11 protein-coding genes are annotated in these 13,878 nt (G+C 67.2%); 1 reads left to right on the top strand and 10 read right to left on the bottom strand.

Annotation, left to right across the window (positions count from 1 at the left end; translation table 11 throughout):
- From R9X44_RS27420 to R9X44_RS27415, 3 genes are all read right to left on the bottom strand, one after another.
- Positions 1-341, bottom strand: a 341-nt coding sequence (locus R9X44_RS27420) for a DUF6896 domain-containing protein (protein ID WP_319817179.1), incomplete at its 3' end; no start/stop codon positions are given.
- Entirely contained in the window at positions 342-614 is a 273-nt protein-coding gene (locus R9X44_RS35825) for a ParB/RepB/Spo0J family partition protein (protein ID WP_413774992.1), read from the bottom strand.
- A gap of 700 nt (positions 615-1,314) precedes the next feature.
- A complete protein-coding gene (locus R9X44_RS27415; RefSeq protein WP_319817178.1) occupies positions 1,315-1,653 on the bottom strand; it encodes a hypothetical protein in 339 nt (112 codons plus the stop codon).
- Positions 1,654-1,692: 39 nt separating this feature from the next.
- Between R9X44_RS27415 and R9X44_RS27410 the strand changes: the two genes are divergently transcribed.
- Positions 1,693-2,349: a hypothetical protein gene (locus R9X44_RS27410; RefSeq protein ID WP_319817177.1), complete on the top strand. Its 657-nt coding sequence runs from the start codon at positions 1,693-1,695 to the stop codon at positions 2,347-2,349.
- On the opposite strand, the gene R9X44_RS27405 is transcribed toward R9X44_RS27410, so the two are convergent.
- The 7 genes from R9X44_RS27405 to R9X44_RS27375 form a co-directional block, all read right to left on the bottom strand.
- Positions 2,342-4,486 carry a galactose oxidase early set domain-containing protein gene (locus R9X44_RS27405; protein ID WP_319817176.1) on the bottom strand — a complete coding sequence of 715 codons (2,145 nt, stop codon included), beginning with the start codon at positions 4,484-4,486 and terminating at the stop codon, positions 2,342-2,344. The genes R9X44_RS27410 and R9X44_RS27405 overlap by 8 nt on opposite strands.
- Before the next feature lie 97 nt (positions 4,487-4,583).
- Positions 4,584-6,749 carry a galactose oxidase-like domain-containing protein gene (locus R9X44_RS27400; protein ID WP_319817175.1) on the bottom strand — a complete coding sequence of 722 codons (2,166 nt, stop codon included), beginning with the start codon at positions 6,747-6,749 and terminating at the stop codon, positions 4,584-4,586.
- Between the two features lie 116 nt (positions 6,750-6,865).
- Positions 6,866-9,010, bottom strand: a complete 2,145-nt coding sequence (locus R9X44_RS27395; RefSeq protein ID WP_319817174.1) for a galactose oxidase early set domain-containing protein — start codon at positions 9,008-9,010, stop codon at positions 6,866-6,868.
- Between the two features lie 19 nt (positions 9,011-9,029).
- Positions 9,030-9,506: a hypothetical protein gene (locus R9X44_RS27390; protein WP_319817173.1), complete on the bottom strand. Its 477-nt coding sequence runs from the start codon at positions 9,504-9,506 to the stop codon at positions 9,030-9,032.
- Between the two features lie 553 nt (positions 9,507-10,059).
- Positions 10,060-11,190 carry a mannose-6-phosphate isomerase, class I gene (gene manA / locus R9X44_RS27385; protein ID WP_319817172.1) on the bottom strand — a complete coding sequence of 377 codons (1,131 nt, stop codon included), beginning with the start codon at positions 11,188-11,190 and terminating at the stop codon, positions 10,060-10,062.
- A 22-nt stretch (positions 11,191-11,212) separates the two neighbouring features.
- Positions 11,213-12,205 (bottom strand): glycoside hydrolase family 26 protein, encoded by a 993-nt coding sequence (locus R9X44_RS27380; protein WP_319817171.1) that lies wholly within the window; start codon positions 12,203-12,205, stop codon positions 11,213-11,215.
- Positions 12,206-12,614: 409 nt separating this feature from the next.
- Positions 12,615-13,859 (bottom strand): glycoside hydrolase family 26 protein, encoded by a 1,245-nt coding sequence (locus R9X44_RS27375; RefSeq protein ID WP_319817170.1) that lies wholly within the window; start codon positions 13,857-13,859, stop codon positions 12,615-12,617.
- Positions 13,860-13,878 lie beyond the last annotated feature (19 nt).

Genomic DNA, 13,878 nt, shown 5'->3' with positions numbered 1-13,878 from the left:
CCCCCCCCCCCCCCCCCCCGGATTTCGTCGATGCCTGGGGTCGGAATTGTGTTGGTGTCGTCAAAATAGTTCTGTAGATCATAGAGGGTAAAGACGTCCATGCCGTCGATCGGACCTGCATCTAGATGGACGTCCACCTCGCCGATCAGTTGAACTGTATATCCCACACCATGGATCGAATATTGCGATCCCGAGGGCAGCCGACCCATTCGCTGAACCTCGCCGCGCATGACCTTCTGGACAAGCGATGCCGCCCCCGCGACACCAAAGTGCCCTTCCACCTCTGCCCTGACGGCCCGGAAGACCGCCAGGGCAGAGATCAGCTGATCATCTGTGAGCATTTAGCGCAGCTTATAAGGATTAAGCCTATTGCCGAGGAACCCAGCTGCGGAGCTTAGTACATCGTCCACATCTGCATACCCCTTGAAGCCGTTCAAAAGAAGATCTTCCGTGACGTCAACTACGTGCACCTCGTCTAGTCCAGCAAGCTTAGCAACCGCCAGCCGATGGTGCCCGTCTACCACGTAACTCCTCCCTTCATCGCGAACTATTGAGATCGGGCTCTGACTCCAATCAAAATCGCCGGACTTCATGGCGTCCCGAAGGCGAGCCACGTTCTTTGTCGACGAGTTTCCACTAATACCATGGGTTGGCCTTAGATCACTTGTGGCCGCCGTGCAGTTATGGACGAGGATCGGCGTTGAACCGGCGAGGACGTAGTAGGTGTGCGGCTGCGCCGATATTTCAGCGGTTTATGGGTCGTGGAACATGGCTTCTGCCTGGTGATTGTTCGGAGAGTGTCCAGTCGGTTGTGGTTGTTGACGGCAACGGTGACGGCAGCCCAGAGGAACAAGCGGGAGAACCGACCGCTCAGCTCGCCGACCCACAGCCCTCAACCCCCGTCACCGCGCACGCAGGGTAACCAGTCACAACACGAGCTGGCTGAAACTTTCTCTACAAGTATCAAGAGGCGCGCTGGCGCGCGCCGCGGGCTACGCCCGCCCGGGACGGGCACGCCTCCTGCCTCCCGGCCCGGCAGCCCGCCCGGAATCAAAGATCAAGAAGACCCGAGCGGACCACGACACCAGACAGCGAAGGCGACTCCGGGGCCCAGGTCTGCATTCCAGCCAGGTGAACCCGCCAAGTATCGCGAGAGTCCGCCTACCCAGGGCTCGCCATGACGGCAACGCTGACGGCAACGCCCGTGCACAACAGCCACCTTCAGCACCCTGAGTCACGCCTCAACCACAGCTTGCGCCATGCTGAAGAGGGCCAATGCTTGATCCTCTTCTGCACCCAAGGAGAACCCGAACCTCAGCCCATCATGCCGCTCAGCGGCCGGATGCAATCGTCTGCCGTCAGCGCTACCACGAACTCGTCTGCTCGACCCGCTGGATCCATATATGGCGGCTGGCCGTCCCGAAGGCGACAGAAGGTCACGTTGCCTGTGAAGTAATCAGGATCGAACAACGTTGGCGATGCCGAGATGTAGGCGACCATCCGCACCTGTGGCAAATGGCGGTACTGCACATTCAAGGCGGCCCACGCAAATGCGGTTCCCCTTCGCAGCAGCGTGGCAGCACGCGCTTCGCCTTCTTCAAGAAGATCCAGGTCAGGAATGCCTCGCCCATTGACCGAGATCTCCAGATCCATGTCCGTGGGGAACGCCTCACGGTCGCCGTGATAACTCTCGTGCCAGCTGACGAGGAGGACCGCGTCCCCAACGACCGTCCAGCCCCTTTCGAGCACGGGACTGTAGATCGGGGAAAGATCCGACACGCCAACCGTGGCAGGAAAATCTTTCCCCAAGAGTCGGGCCGATCGTTCGCTAATAGCGGACATTACCGCATTCCTTTCAACGGACGCCATTATCCGCAGGTACCGGCCCGTGAGCTCTACCTCGGCTACGACTACGAGCACATCACGCGGCGCCTAAAGAATTCCTACGCGGTCCGGGGCGAGGTAGCCCAGCTCGCCGACCGGAACGCCACCTACACCTACGACCAGGTCGGCAACGTCAAGTCCATCAGCGACGTGTCCGCCGCTGGGACGGACACCCAGTGCATGGTGTACGACTACCAGCGCCGTGTCACCAGCGTCTGGACGGAAGGCGACACGACCTGCTCCGCCACGCCCGCCAATCCGACGGGCCCCGCGCCCTACCGCTCGACGTACACCTACGCCGACGACGGGCAGCTCCAGGAGAACTACGGCTACGACTTTGCGGGCAATACGATCATCTCCCGTAGTCAGCGTGTGCTGACGGGGTTCTTCGGGCGGGTCGGCCGTGCTCTTTTGCTGGTGGCGGCGGCGGGGCGGGAATGGGGCGCCGCCGCTGGCGTTACTTGATGTGGACCCAGCGGGCTTCGGAGGGTTTGCCGGACTTGGTCTGGATGAAGAGCATGTACCAGCCGGGCGGGACGATGCTCTTGCGCTTGTCGACGGTGAGGCGGTACTTGCCGCCGCCGAGGGACTTGACGGGGAGGTTGATGGAGCGCTGGTTCGGGTCCGAGGAGTGCGTTACGGCCATCGGACGGATCAGCGACGCCTTCGCGACCGGGGCGGTGGCGGTGATCGTCGTCTGGGAGCCGGTGGTGAGGCCGTTGGCGTACTTGGTGATGCGGGGGGCGTCGCCGCCCTTGTAGAGGTAGGGCGGGTGGAAGATCGAGATGCGGGTGTCGAAGGAGTTGTCCCACGGGTTGCTGCCGACCGCCAGGACGCGTCCGTCGGGGAGCAGCACCGCCGACGCGTGGTAACTGCGGCTGACGGGGTCGGCCGCGACGGACTTCCACTTCATCTTCGACACCGACGGGACCGGGTCGAGGATCGACGCCTCGTGGACGTGGTCGGAACGGGTCCGCTCCGAGCCGCCCGTCTCCAGCACCTTGCCGTCCGGCAGGATCACGGCCGACACGTACGTCTTGCCCTGCGCGCCGGTCTGCTTGCGGCCCGGCGCGTCGGCGCCGTCGCCGTAGTGGATGGTGCCGTGCGGCAGGTTCGGGCCGGCGACGTAGCGCGGGTTCTTCTTGCGCAGGTCGATGACGTCGGTGAGCCGGAGCGCGGCGTCGGCGTTGGCGAAGCTCTTGCCGCCGATGACCATGATCCGCTGGTCCTGCGCGGGCGGCAGCAGCAGGGCCGCCGACTGGTCGCGCGCCTGCGGCATGCGCAGGTTCCCGAAGTTGGGCAGCGCGCCCCACGCGCCGGTCTCCGGGTCGAGGAAGCCGGGGCCGCGCGGCGCGCCGTTGGCGTACTCCGACGGGCCGAACACGTAGCTGCCGCTGAAGAACAGCTCGGCCTTGGTGTTCGTGAGGTGCAGCGACGGATAGGTCGCCCAGTCGATGTAGGGCTGCGCGACCTCGCTCTCCTTCAGCCAGCGCTTCTTGGACCACGAGTAGCGGTCGGCGATGAGTGAGGTCAGGTTGCCCTGGTCGGCGTCGTTCTGGCGTTCGTCGGCGTACCCTCCGACGGAGTAGACGTCACCGTTCGCGAGGATCGTCGCCGACGGGTACCAGTGCCCGTCGGCCATGTCGTTGGCCTTCTCGTACCGGTTGGTCTTCGGGTTGAAGATGTACGACTCCTTGGAGCCGAGCCAGCCGGTGTCGGGGGTGACGTTGTAGTCCGAGTACTCCTCGGTGCCGCCCATCACCAGGACGCGTCCGTCGGGGAGCTGGACGTGCCCGGCGCAGAACATGTCGTACGGCGTCGGGATGTTGGTGAACTTGTTGGTCTTCGGGTCGTAGACCATCGACTTGGGGTTCTTGAACTCGTTGATGTTGTTGCCGGACCCGGCGATCATCAGGACCTTGCCGTTGTGCAGCAGGACCGTGTGGACGGACTTCACTCCCCCGCCCGCGCCGAAGTCCTGGACGACCCAGTGGCCCTTCGTGCACTCCGAGCCGACGCACTTGGCAGCGCCCTTGGCGAGCGCGATCTTGTAGTTGTCCGTCGTCAGCGTGCCCGTGTCGTGCAGCGCCTGCCCGAACCTGATCGCCTTCGTCCCCGCCGGAACGGCGGGGGTGCGTCCGACGGAGAGCCGGAACCCCTTCGAAGCTGGCAGGTAAGGGAACGTGTGCCATTTCACCCACGCGCCGTTCTTCTTCTGCCGGAAAACCGTCAGCGCGGTCTTGCCCGAGGTCGACTTGTACGCCAACTGAAGGTCGTACTTCTTGCCGGGGTTGACCTTGATCGCGCAGTTCGGCGCCTGGAGCAGTGCCTTGGCCCCACCACGGTAGGAGGTGATCTCCACCGTCGCGGCCTTCGCGCTCTTCTGCCCGCCCTTCACCGAGGTGAAGGTGCCCGTATTGCTGCCGGTCGTGTACTTCGTCCAGCACTTGGGCAGGCCGCCCGCGACCTGTTCAAGGCCGGGGTTCTGCACCTTCGGCGACGGGGCGGCGTGCGCGGCCGGCGACGCGCCCGACAGCAGCGCCGTCAGGCCGACCGCCGACGCGGCGAACACCGCGGAGGTACGGGAGTGGGCGTACCGCATGGGGAGCTCCAGGACTTCGATCGTGGGGGTGGGGTCCTCGTCAGGGGGGCGCGGCGACGGCTCGGGGGGAGCCGCCGCCGCTCGGGGGTCGGACTGGCTAGCTGATGTGCACCCAGCGCGCCTCGGACGGCTTGCCGGACTTGGTCTGGACGAACAGCATGTACCAGCCGGGCGGGACGATGCTCTTGCGCTTGTCGATCGTCAGCCGGTACTTGCCGCCGCCGAGCGCCTTGACCGGGACGTTGATGGAACGCTGGTTCGGGTCGGAGGAATGCGTCACCGCGATGGGACGGATCAGCGACGCCTTCGTGATCGCCGTGCTCGACGTGATCGTCGTCTTCGCGCCGGTGCTCAGCCCCTTCTGGTAGGAGGTGATCTTAGGCGCTTCGCCCCCCTTGTACAGGTACGGGGGGGAGAAGATCGAGATCCGGGTGTCGAAGGAGTTGTCGGCCGGGTTGCTGCCGACGGCGAGGACACGCCCGTCGGGCAGCAGGACCGCCGAGGAGTGGTAGCTGCGGCTCACCGGGTCCGGCGCGACCGACTTCCACTTCATCTTCGACACCGAAGGCACCGGGTCGAGGATCGACGTCTCATGGACGTGGTCGGCGCGGTTGCCCTCCGAGCCGCCCGTCTCCAGCACCTTGCCGTCCGGCAGCAGGACCGTCGACACGTAGGTCTTGCCCTGCGCGCCGTTCTGCCTGCGCGCGGGGGCGTCGGTCCCGTTGCCGTAGTGGATCGCGCCGTACGGGATGTTCGGGCCCGCGACGTAGCGGGGGTTGGCCTGCTTCAGGTCGATGACGTCGGTGAGCCGGATCGCGGCCTGGCCGCCCGGGTAGGCGAAGTTCTTGCCGCCGAGCACCATCACCCGCTGGTCCTGCGCCGGGGGCAGCAGCACCGACGCGGCCTGGTCGCGCGCGAGCGGCATGCGCAGGTTGCCGTTGTTGGGCAGCGCCTGCCACGCACCGGTGTACGGGTCGAGGAAGCCGGGACCGCGCAGGTTGCCGTCGGCGTTGACCGGGTGGCTGAACACGCTCGCGCCGCTGTAGAACAGCTCGGCGGCCTTCGTGGTCAGGTGCAGCGACGGGTAGGTCGCCCAGTTGATCCCGGTCTGCGCCACCTGGTTCTCCGGCAGCCAGCGCCGCTGCTGCGCCGAGAACAGCTCACTGACCAGCGACACCTTGTTGCCGCCGACGTCACCGCCCGCACCCGCCCGGTCGATCGAGTAACCGCCGACGGAGTACACGTCACCGTTGGCGAGGACCGTCGCCGACGGGTACCAGTGGCCGTCGACCATGTCGTTGACCTTCTGGTACCGGTTGGTCGCCGGGTTGAAGATGTAGGACTTCTTGGAGCCCTTCCAGCCCGCGGTCTCGTTGCCCTGGTAGTCGTACTGGGCGTACTCCTCGGTGCCGCTCATCACCAGGACGCGGCCGTCGGCGAGTTGGACGTGGCCCGCGCAGAACATGTCGTACGGCGTCGGCACGTTCGTGAACTTGTTGGTCTTCGGGTCGTAGACCTTCGTGGTGAACTGCCCGGCGTTGAAGGTGTTCGGGTCGTTGCCGGAGCCCGCGATGAGCAGCACCTTGCCGTTGTGCAGCAGGACGCTGTGGATCGCCTTCACGCCTCCGTTGCCGAAGTCCTGGACGATCCAGTGGCCCTTGGTGCACTCCGACCCGACGCACTTCGCCGAGCCCTTGGCGGGCGCGATCTTGTAGTTGTCGGTCGTCAGCGTGCCGGTGCCGTAGATGCCCTGGCCGAAGCGGATCGCCTTGGTCCCGGCCGGAACGGCGGGCGTGCGCCCGACCGACTGCCGGTACTTCGCCGACGAGGGCAGGTGGGGGAAGGTGTGCCACTTCACCCATTTGCCGTTCTTCTTCTGCCGGAACACCGTCAGCGCGGTCTTCTCCGACGTCGTCTTGTACGACAGCTGGAGGTCGTACTTCTTGCCCGGGTTGACCTTGATCGCGCAGCCGGGCTTCTGCAGCAGGGCCTTGAACCCGCCGCGGTGGGCGGTGACCGAGACGGTGACGGCCTTGGCGCTGCGCTGCCCGTCCTTCACCGAACGGAACGTGCCGGTGTTGCTGCCGGTCGAGTACTTCGCCCAGCACTGGGGCAGCGCGCCCGCCGCCTTCTCCAGGCCGGGGTTCTGCACCTTGGGCGAGGGCGCTGCGTTGGCCGCCGGAACCGCGCCGGACAGCAGCGCGGTGGCTCCGACGGTCGAGGCGAACAGGATCGCGGACGCTCGGGGGCGTGTGTACCGCATGAGGGGAACTCCAGAACTCTTACCGCGGGAACGTGCTTGGCGCGTTCCCGCCTGAGGTGCGGAGCGTGACGGCGGCGGGGGGCCGCCGTCACGCGCACGGGGACGGCTTGGGGGCGCTAGCTCACGTGCACCCACTTGGCGACGGACGGCTGACCGCCCTTGGTCCTGACGACGAGCATGTACCAGCCGGGGGGCGCGATGTTGGCCCGCTTGTCCATGGTCAGCCGGTACTTGTTGCCGCCGAGCGACTTGACGGGCAGGTTCACCAGACGCTGGTTCGGGTCGGAGGAGTGGGTGACGGCGATGGGCCGGATCAGGTACGCCTTGGTGATCTTGCTGTTGGTCTTGATCACCGGCTTCGACCCGTACTTCCAGCCCTTCGGCGCGGTGGTGATCTTCGGCCGGGCGCCCTTGTACAGGTAGGGCGGGCTGTAGATCGAGATGCGGGTGTCGAAGAAGCTGTCGCCGTCCGCGCCCGGGTAGTCGGGGTTGCTGCCGGCGGCCAGCACACGGCCGTCGGGGAGCAGGACGGCGGTGTTGTGGTACGTGCGCGCCACCGGGTCGGCGGCGACGGGCGTCCACTTCATGTTCTTGGCCTGCTTGGTCGGGTCGAGGATCGACGCCTCGTGCACGTGCTCAGAGCGGGTGAACTGCGAGCCGCCCGTCTCGAACACCTTGCCGTCGGCGAGGATGACCGCCGACACGTACGTCTTGCCCGCGCCGCCGCCCTGCTTGACCATCTGGTCGCCGATCTCGACCTGGCCGTAGGGGATGTTCGGCCCCGCGACGAAGCGCGGGTTGGCGGCCTTGAGGTTGATGACGTCGGTGTAGCGGATGGCCTTGGTGGGCGTCGCGAAGTTCTTGCCGCCGATGACCATGACCTTCTGGTCCTGCGCGGGCGGCAGCAGCAGCGCCGCCGACATGTCGCGGGACGCCGGCGCGCGCAGGTTGCCGTTGTTGGGCAGCGCGCCCCACGCGCCGGTGTTCGGGTTGAGGAAGCCCGGGCCGCGCAGCGAGCCGTCGGCGTTCACCGGGTGGCTGAAGACGCTGCTGCCGTTGTAGAAGAGCTTGCCGTCCTGGGTCAGGATCAGCGACGGGTAGGTCGCCCAGTTGATGCCGGGCTGCGCCACCTGGTTCTCCGGCAGCCAGCGCTTCTGCTTGAGCGAGTACCGCTCGGCGACGACCGAGACGAGGTTGGCGGCGTTGTCGGCGCGCTGCGCGGCGTACCCGCCGACGGAGTAGACGTCGCCGTTGCCGAGGATGGTCGCCGACGGGTACCAGTGCCCGTCGATCATGTCGTTGACCTTCTGGTACCGGTTGGTCTTGGGGTTGAAGATGTAGGACTTCTTCGACCCGATCCAGCCGGCGGTCTCGTTGCCGACCTCGTCGTACTGGGCGTACTCCTCGGTGCCGCTCATCACCAGGACGCGGCCGTCGGGCAGCTGGACGTGGCCCGCGCAGAACATGTCGTACGGCGTCGGCACGTTGGTGAACTTGTTCGTCTTCGGGTCGTAGACCTTGGTGACGAACTCGCCGCGCCCGAACCGTCCCGCGCCGTTGCCCGACCCGGCGATCATCAGGACCTTGCCGTTGTGCAGCAGCACGCTGTGGATCGCGCGCACGCCCTTGTTCCCGGTGAACGCCCGCACGACCCACTTGCCGCGCTTGCACTCAGGGCCCTTGCACTTCAGCTCGCCGGACGCCGCCGCCACCCTGTAGTTGTCGGTGACGAGCGTGCCCGGCTCGGACAGCGCGAGCCCGAAGCGGATCTCCTCGGTGTCCTCGGGCACGACCGGGGTCCGTACCGTCGCCGACCGGAACGACTTCGACGCCGAGAACGGCGGCAGCGTCTCCCAGCGCGACCACTTGCCCGCCCCGTTCTTGCGGAACAGCACGATCTCCGGGCTGTCGGAGGTCGACTTGTAGCGCAGTTCGAGGTCGTACTGGCGGCCCGGCTTCACCTTGACGGCGCACGCCTTGTCCTGCACGGCGGCCTTGAAGCCGCTGGTCCGCTCGGTGATCTCCACCTCGACGGCGTTCTTGCCGCTCGCGCCCTTGGCGAGACGGAACTCACCGGCGTTCTTGCCGGTGCTGTACTGCTCCCAGCATTCGGGGAAGTCGTCGGCCAGACGCTCCATGCCCGCGTTCTCCACGGACGGCGTCGGGGCCGCGACGGCCTGGGCGTTCAGGCCGGGAATGACCGCCGCCGCGCCGACCGCGGAGGCGAAAAGGACCGAGCGGGTCCTACGGTGGAACCTCATGCGCATTACCCCCAGGTCCTCAGGTCAGCTTGTCGCAGGCGATCTTGTTCTTGTCCGGGTCGAGTCCGTGCCTGTCGCGGCCGGGGACCTCGAGTCTGGTGAAGCCGCGGACCTTCAGGTACTCGCACTTCTTGGCCGCGGTGTTCACCTCCTTCGGGAACTCCCAGGGCACACAGATGGACACGCCGTAGGCGTGGTCGCATCCGTCGACGTTCTCGGGCACGGGGATCGGACTCGCCTTGGCCTTCTCGATGGCCTTGGGGTCCGGCGGCGTCATGGTGACGCCCGGCGCGACCGGCTCGGGCGAGGCGGTGTCCGGCTCGCCCGGGACGACCTCGGTCGGCACGTCCTCGGCGAGCGCGGTGGGCGCGGCGGCCTTCTTGGTCTCGTCCTTGTCTTCGTCTCCTCCCCCCAGCACGAGGAAGGCGCCCACGACGACGGCGGCGACGACCACGGCGCCCGCCACGACGAGGGAGATGAGCTTGTTGCGTGTCACTACGAATCACCCGACATGAACACGGGGGCGGCGCACGGAAGGGCCGCCTCCTTGGTGACGAACTCCGATGGTCCGCCCGAGGGCGGCGGGCCGGCCGGACGGGACTGGCGCGCTAGCGCGTCCTTCCCGAGCGCGGACCGGTGGGGCGCGGGCTCCTGCGCGGGGCCCGTGACGTGCTCGGCGGGGCGCGGCCAGAAACGGGGCGCGCGTGCGACCTTCGGCGGGGGGAACAGGGACGCGCGCGGAGAGAGCGGCTGGTGGGACTTCACAGGGAACCGCAACGCCTTCTCTCTCCTCTCATCTCTGGGAGCTTTCCGTCTCCCGGGCCTCCCGGGAAACAGAAATCGCCTCCACGGCTTCGATGCGCCGGGAAGGCGATTAGTTGGCGGGAGAAGCGAAGTTTTTTCGATTCGCCGATGATGTGACGGCCGCCACCCCCGTCGACAACCATCGGGCCGGACCACAGTGTTCGGGATGCTATCAGTCGTCCTGGCCGGAACCCTGGAGCGTGTCCGTAATGAAACAGACCGCCCTGACCGGCTGGGAAAGGGCGTCAGGAAGGCACCCCCGCGCGGAAACCGAGTCCGTCTCCGGCGACGGCGACGGCTCCCCCGTCGTGCGGCAGGAACAGCGCCTGGCCGGGGCCGATGCGCTCGCACGCCGCCCCGCGCGTCACCTCGAGCTCGCCTTCCAGGCACAGCAGCGCGCCGGGGCCCGGGTCGGCGACGCGCACCGCCGCGCCGCGTTCCAGCCGCAGCCGGGTCAGCTGGAACTGGGTGCACGGCGCGGGGAACAGGTCCTCCCCGTTCGGCTGCCGGACCGGCGCGACGAGCTCGGGCGGTGACGGCGCGAAGTCGGTGACGGCGAGCAGCTCGGGCAGGTCGACGTGCTTGGGGGTGAGCCCGCCGCGCAGCACGTTGTCGGAGCTCGCCATGATCTCCACGGCGGTGCCGCGCAGGTAGGCGTGGATCGTGCGCGGCCGCGCGAACAGCGCCTGGCCCGGCTGAAGCGTCACGTGGTGCAGCAGCAGCGCGACGGCGACGCCGGGGTCGCCCGGGTGGCGTTCGGCGAGGTCGGCGACCCAGCCGCCCGCGCGCGCCGCCTCGGCCACCAGGCCCGCGCGGTCGTCGTACGGCCAGCCGGTGAGCGCGACGACGCCCGCCCGGTTGCCTTCCTGCTCCAGCAGCCCGGCGACCTTCGCCAGGCGCGGGCCGCCGAGGGAGCGGAGCTGCGCGGCGGCCTCGGCGGGCGGACGGAACCCGCACAGCGCCTCGAACGGCGTCACCGCGTACAGCAGCTCGGGCTTGGGCCAGTCGTCGTGGTAGCAGCGCTTGGGGTCGCCGACGGGCGGCCCGCACTGCTCCTCGCGCCGGTAGCCGAGCGCGGCCTGGGCGGCGTCGGGGTGCACCTGGATCGACAGGGCCGACTCGACGGCGAGCACCTTCAGCAGGAACGGGAGACGGTCCGTCCCCGGCCCGAGCATCGGGCCGGGGTCCGCGTCGATGCGCTCCAGCAGGGAGCCCGCCCCGGCGATCCGTGAGGGGTCGCCGGGATGGGCGCCGATCCACAGTTCCGCCTCGGGGCTGCCGCTCGGCGCGGGACGCCCCAGCAGCCGCGCGAGCACCTCGCGCGAACCCCAGGCATAGGCGCGGATGGGGTTGTCCAGCCTGAGCAGCTCGATCATCGTTCCGTTCCCGCTTCGGACGTCAGGGACGGCCGAAAGGGTACTTGGTCATGTAGGAGCGGAACGTCTTCAACGCGGGCTTGTTTACTTCAAGACGGTAATCGGCGCCTTCTGTTTTCCTCTTGTCCACGTCGAACCAGATGAGGCCGATGATGTCCTTGCGCTTTGCGACCTTGTCGAGCATGTCGGCGATCTTCTTGTCCCGGCCGGGTCCGGTCTGCACGCCGGTCTCGGCGAGCAGGATCGGCTTCTTCGAGAACTTCTTGATCTGCTTGATCGTCGGCTGGAAGATCGTGTTGAACGTGGCCTGCTTCTGCTTCTTGCGGTAGTACCCGATGACGCCGACCCAGTCGACGTACTTGGGGCCCGGGTAGTACTGCTTCAGCCCGACCTTCGGCATCGGGAAGGTGACGTTCGGCGTCCAGAGCCACTTGACGTTGGTCGCGCCCTGCTTGTCGAAGATGTCGACGATGTGCCGCCACGCCTTCACGAACGTCCTGGGCTTGGTGTTCTTGGTGCCCCAGTCGTACCACCAGCCGTTCATCTCGTGCGCGAAGCTGATCGAGATGGGGACCTTGGCGGCCTTGACGGCGTTGGCGTACTCGATGAGGTAGTCGTCGGTCGCGCCCGCGGCGATCTGCTCGATGAGGCCCTTGCCGTGCGGCTCCCACTCGATCTGCGGCATCGCGCCGGCCTTCGCGGCCTGCTTGGCCCAGGCCGTCGGGTAGGGGGCGTACCAGGCTTGGAACTGCTTGGTGATGTTCGGCGCGCGGCCGACCTTCTTCTTCCAGTACGTGGCCTGGGCGGCGGGCTTGTTCTTCAGCTTGCCCTCGGAGTAGATGCCCAGGTACTCGCGCTTGGGGGCGCGGTCCGCGGACTCGGTGCCGCCGGACAGGCCGACTTCGTGCTCGCCTGCCTTCGTCGACGCGTTGGGCTCCACCGTGCCCCCGGTCGAGGAGCAGCCGACCACGAGGGCCAGGGGAAGGGCGGACGCTACGAGGTATCGGAACTGCATGGGGCCTCCAGGGCTAATTCCGGGGTGGTGGAGCGACGACGACGAGCCTAGACCGTCACGCGGCCGTCGGAGCTGGCCCGACGCGGCGGGACGCCGCCGGGGCCGGGTGCTGTCTCCAGGTACGGGTCACACGCCGATCGCCACGACGGCGGGCCGGCACGGAGGGCCCGCGGCGTCATGTCGATCGCGGCACAGTACCTGTGTGGAATGTCCGGCGGGAAACCGGGAGTCCTGTTCAGGTCCGTGCTTTCAGATACTTCTGATGCGCACGGGTCTCCAGCGGCGGAGCCGTGCGGGACGGATCGGCGTGCGGCGGGAGCGCCCTTGACGCGGCCACGGGAGAGCACCCCGTGGACCGCCGTCACGCGCTTCGATCCCATCGTCCGCCGTCCTTGTTCGGTGCGTAGGGCTACTTCAGGGTGCGGGGGTTGAACCCGTAGGTGTTCTGCTTGATCCAGTACTTGAACGCCTTGGTCGACGCCGCGCTGGAGTCGATCCGGAAGTCCATCTCGGTCGGCTTGTTGTAGCTGAACCACAGGAAGCCGATGACGTCCTTGCGGGCCGCGACGGCCTTCAGGAAGTTCTGGATGTCCTTCGGCCGGTTCTTGCCCGGCTCCATGCCCATCTCCGGGATGAAGATCGGCTTCTTGGAGAACTTCTTGATCTGGTTCAGCGTGGGGACGAAGAGGTCCTTCCACGTGTGGTACCAGTTGTTCATGTGGTAGTAGTAACCGACCGTGCCGACCCAGTCGACATAGGCGTTACCGGGGTAGAACTGCTTGAGGCCCACCTTCGGCCGGGCGCCGATCTGGTTGGTCTGCCACAGCCAGATCGCGTTGGTCGCGCCGACGTTCTTGAAGATGTTGTGCATGCGCTTCCACGCGGCGCGGAACTGCGCCGGGGTGGTCTTCACCTGGCAGGCGTTGGACTCCGGCTTGGAGGTCGGGCCGCAGTGGCCCCACGCGTACCAGTCGCCGTTCATCTCGTGGAACGGGCTGAACACGACGGGCACGTTCGCCGCCTTGATCGACTGGGCGAGCGCCCGGATGTACTCGTCCTCCTGGCCCGCCGCGACGCTCGCGACCGTGGCGACCGTGGGGTCGGTGGCCTCGAGCTCGAACTGCGGGTAGGCGCCGGCCTTCCAGATCGTGGTCGCCCACTGGGGGCCGGGGTTGTCGCCCCAGTTGAAGAAGCTCTTGATCATGTTGGGCTTCATGCCGACCTTCTTCGCAAGCGTGTTGCGGTCGGCGATCTGGTTGCGCGCCTGGTCGGTGAAGACCCCGAAGATGTCGCGGCGCGGGTAGATGTGCTTGTTGACGTTGACGACGCCGGGCGCGTTGTAGCGCTTGAAGTTCTTCGGCCTCGGGTTGTTGTAGACCTTCTTCTTCTTGGCCTTGCGGTCGGCCGCGGTGTCGGACGCGCCGGACTCGAGGCCGAGTTCGATCTCCGGCTCGTCCGCGGACGAGCCCGAGCCGGAGCCGGAAGAGCTGGACCCGGAGGATCCTTCCGGCGCGCCGCCCGCCGAGGCGGGCTCCTGCGGGGTCTCACTGGTGTAGATGTCGCGGCCGTCGGCGTTCTCGTCGATGGCAAGGGCCGGCTTGTCCTTGGGCGCCGCGGTCTCCGTGACAGGCGAGGCGCAACCGGCCGCGAACACCACGGGAAGCGTGAGTGCC

Origin of the sequence: Actinocorallia sp. A-T 12471, assembly GCF_033875155.1 — a bacterium.
Lineage (GTDB): Bacteria > Actinomycetota > Actinomycetes > Streptosporangiales > Streptosporangiaceae > Actinocorallia.
The sequence above is the reverse complement of the archived record's forward strand: the minus strand, read 5'-3'. Positions and strand labels throughout refer to the sequence as shown.